This window comes from Burkholderia sp. E168m15, from assembly GCF_016586105.1.
Classification (GTDB): Bacteria; Pseudomonadota; Gammaproteobacteria; order Burkholderiales; family Burkholderiaceae; genus Burkholderia; species Burkholderia orbicola.
Genome location: NZ_BCPO01000191.1, coordinates 44,515 through 63,051 on the forward strand (window position 1 = coordinate 44,515; position 18,537 = coordinate 63,051).

An 18,537-nucleotide genomic window follows, 5' to 3' on the forward strand; every position below is an offset into this window, starting at 1 on the left:
AGGAGTCATCCATGCCGCAACCGAGCTACGATCTCGTCGTATTCGGCGCCACCAGTTTCGTCGGGCAGATTCTGGCCCGCTATCTGTCCGACTATCTGTCCGGCGCGGGTGCTGGCGAGACGCTGCGCTGGGCGATCGCGGGACGGTCCGACGCAAAGCTCAGGCAAGTTCGGGATACGCTCGGCGCGGCCGGGCAGTCGGTGCCGATCCTCGTCGCCGACGCGGCCGACGAAGCGCAGCTACGGGCGCTGTGCGCGCAAACGCAGGTGGTGGTGTCCACCGTCGGTCCCTACGCGTTGTACGGCGAGCCGCTGGTCAGGGTCTGCGCGCAGACCGGCACTGATTATTGCGATCTCACCGGCGAGACGCAGTGGATCAGACGAATGATCGACAAGTACGAGCCCGCGGCCCGGCAATCGGGCGCGCGCATCGTGCATTGCTGCGGCTTCGATTCGGTGCCGTCCGACATGGGCGTGTTCTTCCTGCAGCAACAGGCGCGGCAGCAGTGGAGTGTGCCGGCCACTCACGTGAAGATGCGCGTCAAGACGCTGAAGGGCGGGGCGTCGGGCGGTACCGTGGCCAGCGTGATCAACGTCGTGCGCGAAGCGGCGGCCGATCCGGCATTGCGCCGGGCACTCCTCGATCCTTATTCGCTGTGCCCGCCAGGACATGGCTTCACGGTGCGGCAGCATGCGGTTCGATCCGCCGAATTCGATCGCGACTGCGATGCGTGGATCGCACCGTTCGTGATGGCGGCGATCAACGAGCGCGTCGTGCACCGCTCCAATGCGCTGGCAGGCAATGCATACGGCAGCCGCTTCACCTATGACGAAGCCGTGATGACGGGCACGGGCCTGAAGGGGCGCGTGACCGCGTTGACGATGGTGGCGGGCCTCGGTGCATTCATGGTGGGCGTCCTCATCGCGCCGGTGCGCGGCCTGATGGAGCGCTTCCTGCTGCCGAAGCCCGGCGAGGGGCCGAGCGTCGACGCGCAGCAGGCCGGCCGCTACGATTTGCGCTTTTTCGGCCGCGCCGACGACGGGCGCACCTTGCGTGTGAAAGTCACCGGCGATCGCGATCCGGGCTATGGCTCCACCGGCAAGATGCTCGGCCAGGCTGCGATCAGTCTCGCGCTCGATGGCAGCCGTGACGGTGTGAAGACCGGGCGCGGTGGCGGTTTCTGGACGCCCGCGACGATGTTCGACCAGCGTTTTATCGACCGTCTCGTTCGCCACGCGGGCTTGCGTTTCGAGGTGATCTGAGCGCGAATCCGGTCATCGGGCAGGTAACGATAAATATCGGATAGCGAATCAACGTGAGGAGAGTGCTGGCTGTCGCGGTGGGGATGAATGGCCGGATCCGTTCCGGCCGGGGAGTATCGGGACATGAAGATCGGGGAACTGGCGCAACGCACCGGAATTACGCCTTCTCGCATCCGTTTCTACGAACGCATCGGCTTGTTGACGCTGGTCGAACGCGAAGCGAACGGCTATCGCACGTATCCGCAGGAAGCGGTGACGGTGCTCGATCTGATCACGGCGGCGCAGAGGGCGGACTTCAGTCTGGACGAGATTCGCACGCTGGTGCCGTCCGACCTGACGCAGTGGCAATGCGGACCGTTGCTGGATGCACTGTGCCGCAAGGTGCGGGACATCGAGGCGCTGGAGGTGCGGCTCGCGCGCAGCAAGGCGCACGTCGTCGCACTGATCGCCGGACTCGGCGCGAAACCCGATACGGTCGATCGTGCGGCCCGCGCGAAAGGACCGCTGTCGCGAATCCGGTCGGAGCATGCGGCGCACCCGGGCGATGCCGTCGCTGCCGACACCGGCGACGAACCGGTGCCGCGCCGGACGACCGGCCGTTAGACGTGCGCCGGCGCGCCGAGTGACAGCAGCGCGACGACCTGTTCGGCCGTTGCCTTTGCCGATTGCGGATTCTGGCCGGTCACGATGCGGCCGTCGACGACGACGTTCGACGTGAACGGCAGCAGCGCCTTCTCATAGCGCGCGCCACGCTCCCGCATCTGCTGTTCGACGTTGTACGGCACCTTCTTCGCGACGCCGGCCAGGATTTCCTCCACCCACGAGTAGCCGGTGATCCGGCGCCCGGCGACCAGCAGCGAACCGTTCGACAGCTTCGTATTCAGCAACCCGCAGTAGCCGTGGCAGACCGACGACACGATGCCACCGTGCTCGTAGATCTCGCGCGTGAGCCGTTGCAGTCCCGCATCGTCCGGGTAGTCCCACATCACCGCATGGCCGCCAGTGAAGTAAATCGCGTCGAACCCGGCCGGATCGATCCCGTCCGGGCGCGCGGTGTGCGCGAGCAGCGCCGCGTTCGCCTTGTCGGCGCGCCATGCCTTCGACGCGGCGTCGGCGTGCGGCCATTTGAGCGAGCGCGGTTCCAGTGGTGACACGCCGCCTTTCGGGCTCACGAGCTGCTGCTCATAGCCTCTTGCCGCGAAGATGTGATGGGCATGGGTGAGTTCCGACAGCCACAGGCCGGTCGGTTGCGACGGATCGGCGTAGTGCGCGACATTGCTGACGACGTGAAGGATGCGCTTGCTCATGATGCGGTTTCCTGGTGACCGGCCACGGGCGAACGTCTTCGACGCGCCGCCTGATTGTCGGATGGCAGTACACATACCCATGGCCTCGATACGCTGCCGAGGCAAACCATAACCTTCAAGTGAAGTTAAAGGTCAAGACTTTTTCGCCTTGGTCGCCCGCGGGCGCTTCTCAGGCAGCACGAGTCCGTCCAGCAACGTCGTCAGCGCATCTTCGATCGCGTGATCGCCGACCTTCTCGCGCACCAGCCGCCGGTCGATCGCGAGCATCGTCAGGCCATGGAGGTGGGCCCAGCACGCGGTTGCCTGACCCAGCGCCGGGCGCGGGCGAATCGTGCCGGCACGCTGCCCGTGTTCGAGGATCTCGACGACCAGCAGGAAGGGTGCCTGCACGCGCGGGTCGAGATGGATATCCGAAGGCTCTCCCGCGTCCGCGGCAAACATCAGGCGATACAGATCCGGGTTGCGTTGCCCGAACGCGAGATGGGCATGGGCGAGCGCCAGCAGGACATCCGGTGCATCGGCCGAGGGATCGACGGACGCGACGAGATCGTCGTGCAGGCGATCGAAACCGATCAGCGCGAGCTCGTGCAGCAGCGCGGCCTTGTCCGGGAAATGCCGGTACGGCGCGGAGTGGCTGACGTTCGCGCGCCGCGCGATTTCGCGCAACGTGAACTGCCAGCCCTGTTGTTCCTGCAGCGTATCGAGCGCCGTTTCGATGATCGCGCGACGCAGATCCCCGTGGTGATAAGTCTTTTGTCCGGCATCCGCATCCTCATCCAACGACATCGTATTGCCCCTATGTTGACAAGGAACACATTGTGGTCCTATGATCCGTCGCAGGCAAGTTGACAGTGTCTACATTGACGCAACCTCGTGAGGTGCACCATGGCCGTCCCCGCAGAATCCCCTTCGAGCATCGATCCAGCGGCATTGCTGGCCCGCCAGCGCAGCGCGTTCGTCGCCGAGGGGCCGCCGAGCCTGCAACTGCGCAAGGCGCGGCTCGCGCGATTGCGGGCCGTGGTGCTGGCCCACCGCCGCGACGTGGAAGAGGCGGTCAGCGCCGATTTCGGCCATCGCTCGCGCCATGAAACCGCGATCATGGAACTGGTCGGCGTGATCCAGGCGATCGATTACCTGACGCGCAACCTGCGTCGCTTCATGAAGCCGCAGCGCCGGCACGTCGGCCTCTTCTATCGCCCCGGGCAGGCTCACGTGGAATACCAGCCGCTGGGCGTGATCGGCGTGATGGCGCCGTGGAATTACCCGTTCGCGCTGACGTTCATTCCGCTGGCGACCGCGCTGGCCGCCGGCAACCGGGCGATGCTCAAGCCGTCGGAGCTGACGCCGCGCACCAGCGAAGTGATGCGCCGCATGCTTGCCGATACCTTCCCGAGCGAGGAAGTCGCTGTCGTGCTCGGCGGCCCGGACGTCGGCGCCGCGTTCAGCGGGTTACCGTTCGATCATCTGCTGTTTACCGGCAGCACGCAGGTGGGCCGCCAGGTCATGAAGGCAGCGAGCGACAATCTCGTGCCGGTCACGCTCGAACTGGGCGGTAAGAGCCCGGCGATCGTCGCAAGGGGGCACGTCGACGGCCGCACGATGTCGAGCATCGTGTTCGGCAAGCTGTCGAACGGCGGACAGACGTGCGTGGCGCCCGACTATGCGCTGGTGCACGAAGACGATCTGGACGCGTTCGTCGCGCAATACGACGCGGCCGTCGCGCGTTTCTATCCGGACGGGCCGACCAGCCCGGACTACACGTCGATCGTCAGCGACCGGCATTACGACCGCCTGAAAGGCCTCGTCGACGAAGCGCGCAGCCGCGGGGCGCGGGTGATCGAGGCGGGCGTGAATCCGCAAGGCGCGGCGACCCGCAAGCGGACGCTCGCGCCGACGCTGATCGTCGGCGCGGCCGACGACACGGCCGTCATGCGCGAAGAGATCTTCGGGCCGATCCTGCCGGTGCGCACGTATCGCACGATCGACGAGGTCGTCGATTACGTGAACGCGCGGCCGCGGCCGCTGGCGCTGTATTACTTCGGTGCGCGGGATGGCGACTGCGAGACGTTGCTCAAGCGGACCACGTCGGGCAACGTCGGCATCAACAACACGGTCCTGCACGTCGCGCAGGAAGACTTGCCGTTCGGCGGCGTCGGGCCGAGCGGGATGGGCGCGTATCACGGTATCGAGGGATTCCGCGCGATGAGTCATGCGAAGGGCGTGTTCGTGCAGGGGCGCTGGAGTTTGCCGAGCCTGCTGCGCGCGCCGTTCGGCAAGCTCGCGGACATGTCGCTGGCGGCGCTGCTCGGGCGGAGCCGGGAGCCGGCCGGCGGACGTATCGAATGGAGTGCGAAGCGTTGAGCGAGGCGGGGCGCCGGGCGTGCCCCGCGGGTATCTTCGCGGGCGCTACCCGCTACGCACGGCCGCGCTTGCCCGCGCCCGTGCGGGCAGCGGTCTCGTCCAGAATCATCGCGGCGAATTCGGCGGCCGCCGGCATCCGCGCGTCGTGCATCATCACGAGTTCCATCGCCGGCAATTCCGGCAAGCCTTCGGGCAAACCCAATTCGCGAAGCGTGTCGTCGATCGCGCTGCGCGGCACCGGCGCGATCGCGATGCCGGCCCGCGCGAAGGTGCGGATGCCGGTCACGCTCGGGCTTTCGCACGCGATCCGGTAGCGCATGCCGGCCAGCGCGAGCGCCTTGATGGCGGCGCCGCGGTACGGGCACGGATCGGGGAAGCACGCGAGCGGCACGTCGCCTTCCGGAAGCGGCTCGTGACGCGCGAACGCCCAGACGAGCGGTTCCTGCCACAACGTCGCGCCGTGGCCCGCGTGCGAGCACCGGCTGCCGATCACGAGATCGAATTCGCCGTTGGCGTGCCGTTGAAACAGGCTGTCGCCGATGTCGACGACCAGATCCAGCCGCAGGCCGCGCCGCGCGGCGCCATGGCGGCGCATCAGGTCCGGCAGCCAGCCAGTTGCGAAGTCCTCCGATACACCGATCCGCAGCTTGACGTCGATGGCGTCCCCCGTTCCCAGCCTGGCGCGCGCTTCCTCGCTCAGATTGAGCATCGCACGCGCGTAGCCGAGCAGCGTCTCGCCATGCGCGGTGAGCGTGACGCTGCGCGTGTTGCGCGCGAGCAGCGCCTGGCCGACCTGCTCCTCGAGACGAACGATCTGCGCGCTGACTGCGGACTGGCTGAGGTTCAGCCGGCGCCCGGCGCCGGTGAAGCTGCGCACGTCGGCGACCGCAACGAACGTATGAAGCAGCGCCGTGTCGAGGGGAGCGTTCATTCATCACCAATCCGGGTTAATTTGATCAATTAATATCGTTTCCGGATTATAGGCCGACCCGCTAGGCTGCGAAGGGCAGTGGGCGAGCGCGCATCCCGCGCGCCGTCGTCACGCTTGGCAAGGATCGGCGCCATGACACACGTGCTCTATATCGAAGGCTCACCCAACAAGGCCTATTCGGCGTCCATCGAGGTGTGCGGTGCGTTTCTCGACGCGTACCGGCACGCCCATCCCGATCACGAGATCCGGAAGCTCGACATCTGGGATCTGACGATGCCCGAATTCGATGGCGCCGCGCTGGCCGCGAAATATGCCGGACTGAGCGGCACGGCGTTGACGCAGGAGCAGGCGGCTGCGTGGCAGCAGATCGAGCGGCTCGCGGCGCCGTTCCACGAAGCGGACAAGTTCCTGTTCGGCGTGCCGCTGTGGAATTTCAGCATTCCGTACAAGCTCAAGCACCTGATCGACGTGATCTCGCAGAAGGACGTGCTGTTCACGTTCGACGGAACGGGTTTCACCGGCAAGCTGGCCGGTAAAAAGGCGGCGGTGGTCTACGCGCGCGGGCTCGCCTATCAGTCGCCGGGGTCGTTTACGCCGGCCGCCGAGTTCGATCTGCAGCGCCCTTACATGGAAACGTGGCTCAAGTTCGTGGGCGTGACGGACATCACGGGGATCGTCGTCGAGCGCACGTTGTTCGGCCCGGACGGGAAGGTCGACCGGAGTCGGGCGATCGACGAGGCACGAACGATCGCACGGACGTTCTGAGGTTGGTGGCGCGGGGCACCCGGCGCAGGGCACCTGGCGCGGGGCACCCGCCGCCGCGCGTCCGTACGGGTCGGGCGTCAGCGCCCGCCGCGTGCGATGGCGAGCGCGACGCCGAAGCCCACCAGCAGGCAGCCGAACGTGCGATCGATCCAGTGTCGCAGCGACAGCAGCCGATCGCGGACAGCCGTGGCCGAGAAACACATCGCGACGAGGCTGAACCAGCCGGCATGTGCGGCCGCGATGAACGCGCCGTAGCCGAGTTGCACGATCAACGGCGTGTCGGGCCGGACGGCCTGCATGAACAGGCTGACGATGAACACCGTGGTTTTGGGATTCAGCGCGTTGGTCAGGAAGCCCGTGCGCAGCGCGGCGAGATCCGACAGCGCCGCCACGCGGCTGTCGGCTTGCACGCCGCCGGATTTCGTCATGAGCATCTTCGCACCGAGGTAGATCAGGTAGATCGCGCCGATCAGCTTGACGGCATTGAAGAGCCACGGCGACTGACGGATCAGCAGCCCGACGCCCAGCAGCGTGTAGCTCACGTGGACGGTTACACCGAGCCCGATCCCGCATGCAGTGAGCACGCCGGAACGACGCGACAGCATCAGGCTGTTGCGCGTGACCATCGCGAAATCCGGCCCCGGGCTGATGACGGCCAGCAGCGTAATGGTGACTACGACTATCCATTCGGTCATACGTTTCTCCTACGCTGGATGGGTTGATGGCACAATCCTATCGATCGTGCTTCACTAGGAAAAACGATGATTTCTGACCAGAATGGTGAGTTCGAATCACAATCGATTCGGACGAACCTGCCGTCGCTGATGGCGCTGCGTTGTTTCGACGCGGCGGCGCGTCACGAGAATTTCAGTCGCGCGGCCGACGAGCTGTGCCTGACCCACGGCGCGGTCAGCCGCGCGGTGCGTCTGCTCGAGGACGATCTCGGCGTGGCGCTGTTCGAGCGGCGCAGTCGTCGCGTGTTCCTGACCGAGGCAGGCCGCACACTCGCCCGGGCCGTCCATGATGGACTGGACCTGATGCGTCACGCCGCCCACGCGTTGCGCACCGAGGCCGCCCGTGCGCGGCGTTCGGTCCTGTCGTGCGAGCCGACGCTACTGATGCGCTGGCTGATCCCGCGCTGGCCGGATTTCCAGGCGCGGCATGCGGGCGTCGATATCCATCTGGCCGCCGCGGGCGGCCCGTTCTCGTTCGACAGCGGTATCGACATGGCGATACGTCGCAACGATTTCGCGTGGCCGGCGGGGTATCACGCCGAGCATCTGTTCGCCGAGCGGGTGGGGCCGGTTTGCCGGCCGGACAAGGTCGGTGCGTGGTTTGCATCGCGGCGCGGCGGCCGCGCGTTGAGGCCCGACGCCGCGCTGCTGCATACGCGAACCCGGCCGGACGCATGGAACGCGTGGGCGGCGGCGTCGAATCAGCCGGCCGCGAACGGGCGCGGGCAGCGGTTCGATCACTTCTACTTCAGTCTGCAGGCGGCCGTTGCGGGGTTGGGCGTCGCGATCGGGCCGTGGCATCTGGTGCGCGACGACATCGAAAGCGGTGTGCTGGTCGCGCCAATGGGGTTCGTCGAGGATGGATCGGATTACTACCTGTTGACGTCGGCGCCGGTGGCGGAAGGAAGTGCGCAGGCGGCGTTGCTGGCGTGGTTGAGGGGGCGGGTTTGACGGGGGGCTTTGTCCGCACTCGCATCGATATCAACGACTCATCGGGCAAACGCGACCTCGAATCGAAATAAAGAATGAATGTCCGTGCCGATGCTTGCTCATGCCGGCCTGCGAACGGAAAATGCGTCGATCGACGCGTGCTCGCCAGCCCGTTATTTGCGTGAAGAGCTTGGTCCGACGCTGCGGACGCCGGCGGGATGTCGGCCGGCTTTTACCGAAATGGCGCGCTATGGCGCGCGCGTCGCTAAAAGAATGTCGCGATGTACTTTATCGCGCCAATGAATGAGCGTCGGTAAAGTTGCACCCGCTCTTCATCTTTTTATCAGACATTTGACGACGTCCGTGCAGACCAGCGCAATGTCAGGCTGATGCGACCATTCCCGTCGTCTTTAAAGCCGCAGCATTTACCCGAAGATCAACGACGAGGCGAAGCCATGCAACTTCAAACCGGTAATTTATTCAGCGTCGACGGGCGGCGCGGCGGCGACGAGCGAATTGACCTGCTCGTGACGAGCCCGCGCGTGAACGTCGAGCGAATCGTATCGATGGGCCATGCGAGCCCGGACGGGTTCTGGTATGACGACGCGCGGGCCGAATGGGTCGTGTTGCTGTCCGGCGCGGCCGTGCTCGAATTCGAAGAAGATGCAACGCGGCTCGATATGCGCGCGGGAGATTACGTGCTGATCGAGCCGCATTGCCGTCATCGTGTCGCGTGGACGCATGACGAAGTGCAAACCGTCTGGCTTGCCGTCTATTACGAACGCTGAAGAAAGGATTGGCTTGCGGTGCGATTGGCCGATTGGCCGATGCGCGACACGCCGATCGGGCAAGACCTCGTCAACCGGAGCGGCGTCGGAAACCCGCCGGTATCGATGCGCCAATCAATGCCCAAATCGCCGGACGGCGCGTTGAATCACGCGCCGGCCCATGCCGGGATGCTTATTCCTGAATCAGGAATCGATTGCGGTTCTTCGCATCCTTGATCCATGCGGGCGCGCGACCGCGGCCCGACCAGGTCGCCCCGGTCTTCGGATCGCGATACTTTGCCTGCACGGGGGCGCCCGCTTGTTTGGCCGGCCGACCACGGCGTGTACCGAAAATGTCTTTTTCGGTAATGCCGTATTCCGCGACTTTTGTGCGGATGTCGTCGACGACCGCCTGGAATTCAGCGGCGCGCGCGGCTTCGGCTTTCTCGGCCAAAGCGTCCATTTGAGCCTTCAGTTCCTTGTAAGTTGCCATATATCACTCTTCAGGTTTGTGTCCATACATGATAGCGGTTTCAACCGAAATGATGAAGAAAATTGCTGAGACGGTGAATTCCATTGCCGATATGGCAATCCGCGACTGCTTCGAACACCTGAGAAGTGGTTTGACTGGATCGTTCGTGACCGATCTTTTCGTGCGGGACAAGCTTCGGAGACTCAATTATTCTTTATCTTTTTTCAGAGGGATTGGGGAATTCACTGATGAACAGGGATGACAAACTGAAACAGGTCGCAGCCGAATTCGGATTCGATCCGGACGAAACGATCAGGATCGGCGGAAAGTACACGCCCGTTCTGGTCGACGGAAGCACGGCCTACATTGCCGGCCAGGTGCCGCGAATCGGTGAAGTCGTGCATTTCGTCGGCATCGTGGGCGAATCCGTTTCGCTGGACGATGGCCGCCGGGCAGCCGGTATCTCGGCGCTGCGCGCGTTGTCGCTGATCCGCAAGCATTGCGGCACGCTCGATGCGATCGCGACGGTACCGCGCATGACCGTGTACGTGCGAAGCGCGCCCGACTTCACGATGCAGAGCGAAGTGGCCGACGGCGCGTCGGACGTGTTGGTCGCGGTGCTCGGCGACGCCGGCATCCATACGCGTTCGTCGGTCGGCGTGCTGCAATTGCCGAAGGGCGCGTCGGTCGAAGCCGATTTCATTTTCGGCTTGAAGCGCAGCGGCACGCCCGGCTGATATGGAATGGCCGGATAGACAGGGCGGGCCGCTTCGCGTTGATTAACGCGCCGTGCGTGAACGGGCGGCTTCGGGCGTCATTCCGGTCCATTCATTGAATGCGCGGAAGAACGAATTCGGGTCCTGGTAGCCGAGCAGGAAAGCGATCTGGCTGTAGGGCAGGTCCGAGCGATCGAGGTAATGCCACGCGAGCTTCTCGCGGACTTCCGCGAGCAGGGTCTTGAAGTTCGCGCCTTCGTCGCCGAGCCGCCGCTGCAGCGTCCGTTTGCTGATCGCAAGCGTTTGCGCGACGCCGTCCGCGGTGGCGAGCCCGCCCGGAATCAATTCGAGCAGCGCCGCGCGCACGCGCTCGACGATGCCGGCCTCGGCCGACAGTGCGTCGAGGCGGCGGCGCAGGTCGGGTTCGAAAATCTGCCACATCGCATGGTTCGCGGTGACGAACGGACGCCGCGCATCCTGCAGCGTCACGCTCACGGAAGGCGCATCGCCGTACTGCGGCGTCACGCCGAAAAAGCGCGCATAGCCGGGATGGGGGCTGACGTCGCGCGGCAGCGTGATGGCGCGTGCCGGCAGCTCGGTGCGGGTCGCCAGCCGCGCGAGTTTCACGAAGAAGCCGAGTTCGGCCGCGACCAGCATGCCAGGCGGCGGTACGTCGCGTTCCAGGAAGTCGACGGCGAGGGTGAGCGCATTGACCTCGTGCGACACACGCAACTGCATCGGGCCGATCAGCGGCTTGAACTGGCCGATGCGCCGGATCGCGATCTCCAGATTCGGGCTGCACAACGCGGCGAACAGCGGCGGATCGAAGGTTTCGACGGAGAGCAGATCGAGGATGCGCAGCGCGACGGCCGGCGTATTCGCCATGTCTTCCATCGCGCGCCACAGGCCGAAGTACTCGCGGGTCGTCAACCCGTTCTCGGGGCGCGTGAACAGATCGGCGGGCAACTGCGCGCGCCGCAGCAGTTCGTCGGCGCGCAGGCCAAGGTCGACCATCATGACCTGCCAGCCGGGCGAGATCGCGAAGCGGTTCATCGCCGTAATTGCCCGGTTTCGACGAGCTGCTGAAAGAAGTCGTTCATCGACTCGGCGAGCGGGCGATAGCGCATCCCGAGCTCGTTGCGGCTGCGGCTGTTGTCGGCGCGCCAGGGCAGCCCGATGTTGCGGGCGACCACGCGGCGCGTCACGCTCTTGTTCGCGAGCGGGCCGATCAGCCACACCAGCCACTTCGGCAGGATGCGCCGCGGAATCGGGTAGTCGGCGCCATACCGTTCCAGCAGCGTGGCGGCCATCGCCGGCAGGTTCGTGTCGTGTGCCGACACGATGTAACGGCCGTTGGCGTTCGGCAGGAACGCCGCACGCAGATGCGCATCGGCCACGTCGCGGACATCCACCGCACCCAGGCCGAGATCCGGCACGCCGGCCTTCATCGTGCCGTTGCCCATCTGCCGCACGATTTCGAAGCTTTCCGACGTCGCGTACGGGTTGATGCCGGGCCCGATCACGAGCGACGGGTTGATGGTGACGAGATCCCAGCGTTGCTGCTGGCGGGCGATCTTCCACGCTTCGCGCTCGGCGACCGTCTTCGAATACGAATAGGGCTGGTGGGTCAGCGACGAACTGGTGTTCCAGATTGCTTCGGTGAACACACCGTCTGGCGTCGCGGCGAGGTCCGCGTTGTCGCCGTAGATCGCCGCGCAACTGCTGGTCAGCACGACGCGCCGCACTGACGGCGTGCGGTTGGCCGTCTCGAGTACGTTGCGCGTGCCGAGCAGCGCCGGATCGACCAGCTCCTTCTGCGGATCGCGGACGGTGACGGTGAAGGGCGACGCGGTATGGAACACGGTCCCGCAACCGGCCATCGCGTCGGCGTACGACCCGGGTTCGAGCAGGTCCGCGCGGAAATAGCGGAGGGTGCCGGGCTTGCCGGCCGCGATGCGCTGGAGATGCTCGAGCTTGTCAGGGCTGTCGGGGTCGCGGACGGCCGCATGGACCGTCACGCCGGCCTCGAGCAGCCGCTGCACGAGCCAACCGGCGACGTAGCCGGTCGCGCCGGTGACCATGACGGGGAGGTCGGTATCGATATTCATGGGCGGGATTCCGTTGCAGAAGTGATGCGCCATGATGCCGCTTTTTGCGTGCCACTTCACTCGCAAAGCGCGCCAATCGACATGCAAGGGGCGACAGGCACGACGGCCGATTCGTCGGAGGTGAAAGTGAGCGGAGCGCCGGAATCGTCGCCATCGTGTTGCCGGACAACAATGGTCCGTCGCGCCGTCGCGCCCGCTTGCGTTTTTCGCCCTCGTCGTTTCCGGCAACGATTCCCCGACCCATATCGGCCGGCATCCCCACTTTTGGGGATGCCGTCGCCGAGCGGTACGCCTACGATGATCTACAAGGCGCCGGGGACCGGATATCACCAGAACAATCGAACAGGCCTGTCGTTGCGTGTCGATCGCTGTAAGCGTTCGCACAGTCGATTGACACGGTCGTCGCGTACGCTGATGTGCAGGTCCGCAGTGCGTCGTTGGCGCCGCGGCCGACGGCGCGTTGATGACGGAAGGCCTGATGTCGTATTTCGGGGAATTTCAATCAATATGCTCGCACGAGACTACGTAGAACGAGAGCTCTCCCATATCCAGCGCATGGTGGCGCTGCTGGACAGCGAGACGGACGTCGACGATGTATCGATGTCGGGCGCGGGGCGCGTCCGGCATCCGAGATACTGGCGCGGACGTATCGAGGAACTGCTGTCGACGCCCGACGTGCCGCGTCACGTCAGGAAGCTGAGCGAAGCCGTGCTCGCGAAGATCGACCAGATGGAAGCGCGGTTCTTGACGATGAAGTAAGTGCATCGTCGGGGCGGGTACCGAACCGCGTTTCATCGCGTCGCATCCAGCCTCGAACCCCTCTACCTGCGACAAGATTTCGTTCCGCGCGACCCGCGCCGCAGGCGCCATCGGCCGTCTGCATCACCACCGATTCCACGCCCGCCGTGTCAAAAACCACCATTACGTCTGACGAGAAACGGTGACAAACGTGGTATTTCGGCCAAATCCGCATCGGCAATTTGAACAATCAGACCGATTGAGTAAGATGCCCGAACGGCGTTCGACAAAAACGCACGGCGCGGGGTGGCCAGATGCAGATGAACGGATTGATTCCCTCGGCATGGATCGATGACGTCTACGCTGCGGCACTGGGCGATCAACGGTGGGAAGCGGTGCTGGACGGGCTGCGTCTGACGGTCGGCACGCGCATGGCCACACTGCTGTCGTTCGACGACGCGGCGCGGATGCCGGCAATCGAGCGGGCAGCCGGCGACGATCCGTCATGGGTCGCCGCATGCCACCACCGCTACAACACCGAGTTCTACCTGTACGACCCGGTCGTGCCGGTTGCCGCCGACTGGCCGGCAGGGCGCTGGTTCGAGGACGTCAAGCACCTGTCGGTGCGGCAGCGTACACATGGCGTGTTCTATCGGGAATTCATGCATCCGTTCGGGCTCGGCGGCATCTCGGGCCTGTACATCCATCGCGGCGAGGGCGCCGGCGCTTTCCTCAGCGTACAGAGCGGCCCGGAATCGCACGGGTTGTCCGACGCGCAGCGCCGCACCATCGAAATCATGGGCGGCCACATCAGTCGCGCGCTGCGCATCCATGCGCGCATCGGCGAACTCGAAGCGCGCGTGGCTGCTGCGGAGTCGGCGCTTGATGCGGTGCCGGTGCCCGTGTTCCTGCTCGGCCCGCGGCGCGAACTGCGCTATACGAACCGCGCGGCCGATCAGCTGATCGCCGCCGAACCGGCGCTGCGGATCGTCAACGGCCGTTTCGCGCCGGAAGGCTGCGTCGATGACACGCAATGGCGGTACGCGTTCGCGCGCGGCGGGCTATTGCTGCGGCGTACGACGGGCGAGCCGCTGCCGCTTGCGCTGATCCCCGTTCCCGAACAGTCGCGCCTCGCGCGCGAACGGCCCGGCGTCGCGGCGCTGATGACGGCCGCGGACCTGCGTGCGCCGTCGGCGCGCGCGCAACGCTTGCGGGTGTTCTACGGGTTGTCGTCGGCGGAAGCCGAGCTGGCCGTGCTGCTGTGCTGCGACGGACGCTCGCCGCAGGAGTGCGCGGCGCTGCGCGGCGTGTCGATCGGCACGGTCCGCGCGCAGATCAAGTCGATCTACACGAAGACGGACGTGGCGCGCGCCGCGCAACTGACGTCGCTGGTCATGCAGACCTGAGCGCGCGACGCACGCCGGTGCGGCGGCCTTTTTACCTATCCGCCGCCGATTCCCTGCAGTATCTTGCCGGTCCCGCCGCAGACGGTGCAGGGCTGGCCCTCCACCCTGCCGGTGCCGCGGCAGACGCGGCACGTGTCCTCGCCGATGCCCGGCGCGCCTGCGGGGCCTTCGTCGCCGGCGTTCGGCGGGGTAGCCGGGTCGGGGTACGCTGATGGTTTCGTGGTCGACATCACTGGCTCCTTTTGCGTTGCATGATGTCGCGGCGCGCATCGCACGTGCCTGCCAGGCGGCACGCGCGATGACGATGGAACGACCGCACGCTACAGCGCCGGCGCCCACGTCGACCCGAACGGGTTCGACTGGTCGATGCCCGGGAAGTCGACGAACGCCTTGCTGCAGTCGAGCACGCTGGCCGGGTCGATCGCATGGACCGCCGTACCGTTGACGGCGACCCGGTTCGCGGTCGACGGGAACACCGGCAGGTTCACGTTGCGCAGCGTGAGGTTCGCGTCGGATGCGATCGTCGCGATGCTGTCGGGCGTATCGGCCACCACGTCGGTCAGCGACATCACGAGCGGGAACGCGGGCTCGCCGTAGCCGCCGGTGTTCGCCTCGAACCCCTGCAGCTTCACGCCGGCCGCCCCCTCGATCACGACGTTCGCGAGCGAGATGTCGTGGAAGTTCGGGTACAGCGGGCCGCTCGCGGGCACGGCCTTCGTGCTGTAGTACGGCGTGAACAGCAGCGCGTTCTTCGCGTCGCGGATGCAGATGTTCGCGTAGTGGATGTTGCTCACTTCGCCGCCGCGCGCATAGTCGGACTTGATGCGCAGCCCTTCTTCCGAATCGCGGAACGCATTGTCGTACACCTGAACGTTGGTCACGCCGCCGTTGGTCTCGCTGCCGATCGAGATGCCGTGCCCCCAGTAGATGTGATTGTGCGCGATCACGACGCCCCATTTGCGATCGGCGCGCACGTCGCGATTGCCGTCGATGCCGAACAGCCCGGAGCCGGCGGGCGCCGGATTGTTGCTGCCCTTGAGCGCGATGTCGTCGTCGCCGGTGCTCACGTAGTTGTATGCGAACACGAAGTTCTTCAGGTAGCCGTCGAACGAGATCGGGGCGGCGGACGTCGTCGTGCTGCCGGTCGACAGCGCCGCCGAGGTCGGCTTCGACGCGGCGCCCGGGTCGAACGCGTCGGTGTTCTTCACGTTGTCCGCGTTGAAGGTCTGCCCGTTGTACAGCGGGTTGCCGTTGCCGGCCGGGTTCGCGAACCCGGCGAGCGTCGGCGTCTGCACCTTCACGTTCCAGATCGTCAGCCCGTCGACGCCGCTCGGCACCACGTGGAAATTCGGGCTGTTGTTCAGCGTGATGCGGTACAGCGTGAGGTTCTTCGCGTAGTTGAACACCATCAGCCGGAAATTCGACTGCGAGCCGAAGCCGGTCGTGCCGTTCTGCACCATGTTGCCGAGATACGCGAGATCCCACCACGTCATGTTACGCACCGTCGATTTCGAGTCGACGACGGTGCCGCCGTCGTCGCACGCGGTGCCGTCGGGCGCCACGGTGCCGCTCTTGTAGGCCGCGTAGGTGTTCGAGCACGTCAGGTCGACCTTCATCAGCGGGTATTTCGCATCGGACGTCACGAGCTCCGCGTAGCCGCGGCCGTCGATCCGGCCGTCGCCGACCACCGCCGCGTTGACGAGGTTGGTGCCGGTGATCAGCGCGGCGCAGTTCGACGAACTGCCGGCTTTCGTCGCGCTGACGGCCGTGTTGCCGCAGTACGGCCCGGCGGCGTTCGGCGAATACGCTTTCACGTCGCGCGATGCATACAGCGTGACGCCCTTGTCGATCCACAGCGTGACGCCGGACGGCAGCGTCAGCGGCCCGCTGATGAAGCCGTTGCCGGGCCCCGCGTGATTGACGACGAGCCGCACCGCGAACTTGCCCGCGCGGTACTTCGGCTTCGCGAGCTCCTCGCCGGACGCGCCGGCGAGGTTCACGTTCGGCGCGGCGGCCGCCTTTTGCGCGGCGGTGGCCGCGGCGTCCGCCGCCGCGATCGTCGCGCCGACTTCAGCGTCGACCGCCGCGCCGCACGCGTCGAGCGCGGCCTGGATGCGCGCCTGATCGGGGTTGGCCGTCGCGGCAGGCACGGCCTTGCCGACGCCGGCCGTCGACGGGTCGGCCTCCGGCGGCAGCGAGCCGTCGGGGCGGCTCACGAGCGTATTGGCGGCTTCGAGCGTGCTGCATACCTGCGTATCGGCGGGCAGCGCCGGTTCGGCCGGCAGGTTCGGGTCGACGGTCGTCGTGCCGACCTGGAACACGCTGGTGGCGGGCGGTGCGGTGGACGCCGCGCCGCCGCCGGTACTCGCATCGTCGCCGCCGCACGCGGTGAGCGCCGCGGCGGTGGCGAGCAGCGCGGCGAGCAGGCCGAGCGCGCGCGAGCGCCGGTTCGGCCGGGCATTGGGCCGGGCATTGGGCCGGGAAAGGGGGAGTGTCATGACGGAGATCTCCTGAAGAGGCATCGGCTGCGCGATGCCGGGTTGGTATCGGGTCGTTCGGGCGGCGCGTGCTCCGCGACGCGAGCGTGCGGGCTGGAGACGGGCTGCCGGTCAGGCTGAGGCGGAGCGGATGCGGTCGCCGACGCGGGGTCGCCGGGCGGAGCGCCGCGGACGCGAAATCGCGTCGCGCGGAAGGCAGGCCGGCGCGCGCTCATGGCATCGCGATGGCGTGACGATTTCGTGGTCAGTCATCCTATAACGATGGCAAACGAAGCGAAAGACGGCCGCCGAGTGTCAGGAAACCGCGACGACCACGCCCCGTTCGCATGCCGACCCGTTTCCGGAAAACGTTTCGCTGAAAAACCTATAAACAGAGAAAGCGATTCCCCGATTTCCGCCAAAAGCCTTTGATAGTCGGGGTTATAGGGGTATGCACCAAGTGAGTTAAACGGTTAACCGACGTACATTCACTCAACACGTCATACGACGTATGACTCTGCGGTTCAACGACGCGCCTAGATGAACAGGTGCCTGCCGACGGATCGCCGCACAACAACGATCGACCATCCAGGAGACTCACCATGAAGCACCGATTCACCGGCTCCCGTACCGCCCTCGCCGTCGCGTTGATGGCCGGCTTCGCGATGTCCGCGCAGGCGCGCGTGTTCCGCTCGGCGGACGTGCACGGCGACAACTTCCCGACCAACATGGCCGTGAAGTTCATGGGCGACGCGCTGTCGAAGCAGACGGGCGGCAAGGATTCGATCAAGGTGTTCGGCAACAGCGCGCTGGGCTCCGAGAAGGACACCGTCGACCAGGTGCGGATCGGTGCAATCGACATGGCGCGCGTGAACGGCGCATCGTTCAACGAGATCGTGCCGGAGTCGCTGATTCCGTCGTTCCCGTTCCTGTTCCGCGACGTCGATCACTTCCGCAAGGCGATGTACGGCCCGGCCGGCCAGAAGATCCTCGATGCGTTCACCGCGAAGGGAATGATCGCGCTGACGTTCTACGAGAGCGGCGCGCGCTCGATCTACGCGAAGCGCCCGGTGCGCTCGCCGGCCGACATGAAGGGGCTGAAGGTGCGCGTGCAACCGTCCGACCTGATGGTCGACGAGATCCGGGCGATGGGCGGCACGCCGACGCCGATGCCGTTCGCCGAGGTGTATACGGGCCTGAAGACGGGCCTCGTCGATGCGGCGGAAAACAACCTGCCGTCGTACGAGGAAACCAAGCATTACGAAGTCGCGCCCGATTACTCGGAGACGCAGCACGCGATGACGCCGGAAGTGCTGGTGTTCTCGAAGAAGATCTGGGACACGCTGTCGCCGCAGGAGCAGGCGGCGATCCGGAAGGCGGCGGCCGACTCGGTGCCGTACTACCAGAAGCTGTGGACCGCGCGCGAGGCGTCCGCGCAGCAACTGGTGACGAAGGGCGGCGCGAAGATCCTGCCGGCCGCGCAGATCGACCGCGCGGCGTTCGTGAAGGCGATGCAGCCGCTGTGGACCAAGTATGAAAAGACGCCGCAGATGAAGCAGATCG

General features: G+C 65.9%; 19 protein-coding genes. 10 read left to right on the plus strand and 9 right to left on the minus strand.

Annotated features, from left to right (window positions below; genetic code table 11):
• Positions 1–11: 11 nt before the first annotated feature.
• Positions 12–1,262, plus strand: a complete 1,251-nt coding sequence (locus tag JMF86_RS30485) for a trans-acting enoyl reductase family protein (protein ID WP_054928582.1) — start codon at positions 12–14, stop codon at positions 1,260–1,262.
• 123 nt (positions 1,263–1,385) lie between these two features.
• Positions 1,386–1,865 carry a MerR family transcriptional regulator gene (locus JMF86_RS30490; protein WP_197285618.1) on the plus strand — a complete coding sequence of 160 codons (480 nt, stop codon included), beginning with the start codon at positions 1,386–1,388 and terminating at the stop codon, positions 1,863–1,865.
• On the opposite strand, the gene JMF86_RS30495 is transcribed toward JMF86_RS30490, so the two are convergent.
• The gene (locus tag JMF86_RS30495) at positions 1,862–2,569 is read right to left on the minus strand and encodes a type 1 glutamine amidotransferase domain-containing protein (RefSeq protein WP_054928584.1); all 708 of its coding nucleotides are present in this window, start codon (positions 2,567–2,569) and stop codon (positions 1,862–1,864) included. The two genes, JMF86_RS30490 and JMF86_RS30495, sit on opposite strands and share 4 nt — an antisense overlap.
• 132 nt (positions 2,570–2,701) lie before the next feature.
• The gene (locus JMF86_RS30500; protein WP_011549225.1) at positions 2,702–3,355 is read right to left on the minus strand and encodes a TetR/AcrR family transcriptional regulator; all 654 of its coding nucleotides are present in this window, start codon (positions 3,353–3,355) and stop codon (positions 2,702–2,704) included.
• Positions 3,356–3,454: 99 nt separating this feature from the next.
• Between JMF86_RS30500 and JMF86_RS30505 the strand changes: the two genes are divergently transcribed.
• On the plus strand, positions 3,455–4,930 hold the full coding sequence (locus tag JMF86_RS30505; protein WP_054928585.1) for a coniferyl aldehyde dehydrogenase: 1,476 nt from the start codon (positions 3,455–3,457) through the stop codon (positions 4,928–4,930).
• A gap of 52 nt (positions 4,931–4,982) precedes the next feature.
• Here the strand turns inward: JMF86_RS30505 and JMF86_RS30510 are convergent, their stop codons facing one another.
• Positions 4,983–5,861 carry a LysR substrate-binding domain-containing protein gene (locus JMF86_RS30510; RefSeq protein ID WP_054928586.1) on the minus strand — a complete coding sequence of 293 codons (879 nt, stop codon included), beginning with the start codon at positions 5,859–5,861 and terminating at the stop codon, positions 4,983–4,985.
• Positions 5,862–5,993: 132 nt separating this feature from the next.
• On the opposite strand from JMF86_RS30510, the gene JMF86_RS30515 reads away from it, so the two are divergent.
• Positions 5,994–6,626 carry an FMN-dependent NADH-azoreductase gene (locus JMF86_RS30515; RefSeq protein WP_054928587.1) on the plus strand — a complete coding sequence of 211 codons (633 nt, stop codon included), beginning with the start codon at positions 5,994–5,996 and terminating at the stop codon, positions 6,624–6,626.
• A gap of 77 nt (positions 6,627–6,703) precedes the next feature.
• Here JMF86_RS30515 and JMF86_RS30520 read toward each other — a convergent pair whose 3' ends face one another.
• Positions 6,704–7,321, minus strand: coding sequence for a LysE family translocator (locus JMF86_RS30520; protein ID WP_053525852.1), 618 nt, complete (start codon positions 7,319–7,321; stop codon positions 6,704–6,706).
• A gap of 66 nt (positions 7,322–7,387) precedes the next feature.
• Here JMF86_RS30520 and JMF86_RS30525 point away from each other — a divergent pair, with 66 nt between their 5' ends.
• Complete coding sequence (locus tag JMF86_RS30525; protein ID WP_054928588.1) at positions 7,388–8,311, plus strand: LysR family transcriptional regulator; 924 nt, start codon at positions 7,388–7,390, stop codon at positions 8,309–8,311.
• A gap of 434 nt (positions 8,312–8,745) precedes the next feature.
• Positions 8,746–9,078 carry a cupin domain-containing protein gene (locus JMF86_RS30530; protein ID WP_011549219.1) on the plus strand — a complete coding sequence of 111 codons (333 nt, stop codon included), beginning with the start codon at positions 8,746–8,748 and terminating at the stop codon, positions 9,076–9,078.
• A 172-nt stretch (positions 9,079–9,250) separates the two neighbouring features.
• Here JMF86_RS30530 and JMF86_RS30535 read toward each other — a convergent pair whose 3' ends face one another.
• Positions 9,251–9,550, minus strand: a complete 300-nt coding sequence (locus JMF86_RS30535; RefSeq protein ID WP_006481154.1) for an H-NS family nucleoid-associated regulatory protein — start codon at positions 9,548–9,550, stop codon at positions 9,251–9,253.
• Between the two features lie 227 nt (positions 9,551–9,777).
• On the opposite strand from JMF86_RS30535, the gene JMF86_RS30540 reads away from it, so the two are divergent.
• Entirely contained in the window at positions 9,778–10,266 is a 489-nt protein-coding gene (locus JMF86_RS30540) for a RidA family protein (protein ID WP_011549218.1), read from the plus strand.
• 42 nt (positions 10,267–10,308) lie between these two features.
• Here JMF86_RS30540 and JMF86_RS30545 read toward each other — a convergent pair whose 3' ends face one another.
• Positions 10,309–11,298, minus strand: coding sequence for an AraC family transcriptional regulator (locus JMF86_RS30545; RefSeq protein ID WP_054928589.1), 990 nt, complete (start codon positions 11,296–11,298; stop codon positions 10,309–10,311).
• Complete coding sequence (locus JMF86_RS30550; RefSeq protein ID WP_171984352.1) at positions 11,295–12,353, minus strand: NAD-dependent epimerase/dehydratase family protein; 1,059 nt, start codon at positions 12,351–12,353, stop codon at positions 11,295–11,297. Before JMF86_RS30550 ends, JMF86_RS30545 begins: the two co-directional genes overlap by 4 nt.
• A gap of 507 nt (positions 12,354–12,860) precedes the next feature.
• Between JMF86_RS30550 and JMF86_RS30555 the strand changes: the two genes are divergently transcribed.
• Complete coding sequence (locus tag JMF86_RS30555) at positions 12,861–13,112, plus strand: hypothetical protein (RefSeq protein WP_027805970.1); 252 nt, start codon at positions 12,861–12,863, stop codon at positions 13,110–13,112.
• 299 nt (positions 13,113–13,411) lie between these two features.
• A complete protein-coding gene (locus JMF86_RS30560; RefSeq protein WP_226135477.1) occupies positions 13,412–14,497 on the plus strand; it encodes a helix-turn-helix transcriptional regulator in 1,086 nt (361 codons plus the stop codon).
• 35 nt (positions 14,498–14,532) lie between these two features.
• Here the strand turns inward: JMF86_RS30560 and JMF86_RS35175 are convergent, their stop codons facing one another.
• Positions 14,533–14,727 (minus strand): hypothetical protein, encoded by a 195-nt coding sequence (locus tag JMF86_RS35175; protein ID WP_034192205.1) that lies wholly within the window; start codon positions 14,725–14,727, stop codon positions 14,533–14,535.
• Positions 14,728–14,817: 90 nt separating this feature from the next.
• On the minus strand, positions 14,818–16,995 hold the full coding sequence (locus tag JMF86_RS30565) for a glycoside hydrolase family 28 protein (protein ID WP_201317255.1): 2,178 nt from the start codon (positions 16,993–16,995) through the stop codon (positions 14,818–14,820).
• Between the two features lie 581 nt (positions 16,996–17,576).
• On the opposite strand from JMF86_RS30565, the gene JMF86_RS30570 reads away from it, so the two are divergent.
• Positions 17,577–18,537, plus strand: a 961-nt coding sequence (locus JMF86_RS30570) for a TRAP transporter substrate-binding protein (protein WP_201317256.1), incomplete at its 3' end; no start/stop codon positions are given.

Excerpts from the sequence above, each read along its gene's own strand:
- JMF86_RS30485 (WP_054928582.1), top strand. The coding sequence starts at position 12 with ATGCCGCAACCGAGCTACGATCTCGTCGTATTCGGCGCCACCAGTTTC.
- JMF86_RS30490 (WP_197285618.1), top strand. The coding sequence starts at position 1,386 with ATGAAGATCGGGGAACTGGCGCAACGCACCGGAATTACGCCTTCTCGC.
- JMF86_RS30495 (WP_054928584.1), bottom strand. The coding sequence starts at position 2,569 with ATGAGCAAGCGCATCCTTCACGTCGTCAGCAATGTCGCGCACTACGCC.
- JMF86_RS30500 (WP_011549225.1), bottom strand. The coding sequence starts at position 3,355 with ATGTCGTTGGATGAGGATGCGGATGCCGGACAAAAGACTTATCACCAC.
- JMF86_RS30505 (WP_054928585.1), top strand. The coding sequence starts at position 3,455 with ATGGCCGTCCCCGCAGAATCCCCTTCGAGCATCGATCCAGCGGCATTG.
- JMF86_RS30510 (WP_054928586.1), bottom strand. The coding sequence starts at position 5,861 with ATGAACGCTCCCCTCGACACGGCGCTGCTTCATACGTTCGTTGCGGTC.
- JMF86_RS30515 (WP_054928587.1), top strand. The coding sequence starts at position 5,994 with ATGACACACGTGCTCTATATCGAAGGCTCACCCAACAAGGCCTATTCG.
- JMF86_RS30520 (WP_053525852.1), bottom strand. The coding sequence starts at position 7,321 with ATGACCGAATGGATAGTCGTAGTCACCATTACGCTGCTGGCCGTCATC.
- JMF86_RS30525 (WP_054928588.1), top strand. The coding sequence starts at position 7,388 with ATGATTTCTGACCAGAATGGTGAGTTCGAATCACAATCGATTCGGACG.
- JMF86_RS30530 (WP_011549219.1), top strand. The coding sequence starts at position 8,746 with ATGCAACTTCAAACCGGTAATTTATTCAGCGTCGACGGGCGGCGCGGC.
- JMF86_RS30535 (WP_006481154.1), bottom strand. The coding sequence starts at position 9,550 with ATGGCAACTTACAAGGAACTGAAGGCTCAAATGGACGCTTTGGCCGAG.
- JMF86_RS30540 (WP_011549218.1), top strand. The coding sequence starts at position 9,778 with ATGAACAGGGATGACAAACTGAAACAGGTCGCAGCCGAATTCGGATTC.
- JMF86_RS30545 (WP_054928589.1), bottom strand. The coding sequence starts at position 11,298 with ATGAACCGCTTCGCGATCTCGCCCGGCTGGCAGGTCATGATGGTCGAC.
- JMF86_RS30550 (WP_171984352.1), bottom strand. The coding sequence starts at position 12,353 with ATGAATATCGATACCGACCTCCCCGTCATGGTCACCGGCGCGACCGGC.
- JMF86_RS30555 (WP_027805970.1), top strand. The coding sequence starts at position 12,861 with ATGCTCGCACGAGACTACGTAGAACGAGAGCTCTCCCATATCCAGCGC.
- JMF86_RS30560 (WP_226135477.1), top strand. The coding sequence starts at position 13,412 with ATGAACGGATTGATTCCCTCGGCATGGATCGATGACGTCTACGCTGCG.
- JMF86_RS35175 (WP_034192205.1), bottom strand. The coding sequence starts at position 14,727 with ATGTCGACCACGAAACCATCAGCGTACCCCGACCCGGCTACCCCGCCG.
- JMF86_RS30565 (WP_201317255.1), bottom strand. The coding sequence starts at position 16,995 with ATGACACTCCCCCTTTCCCGGCCCAATGCCCGGCCCAATGCCCGGCCG.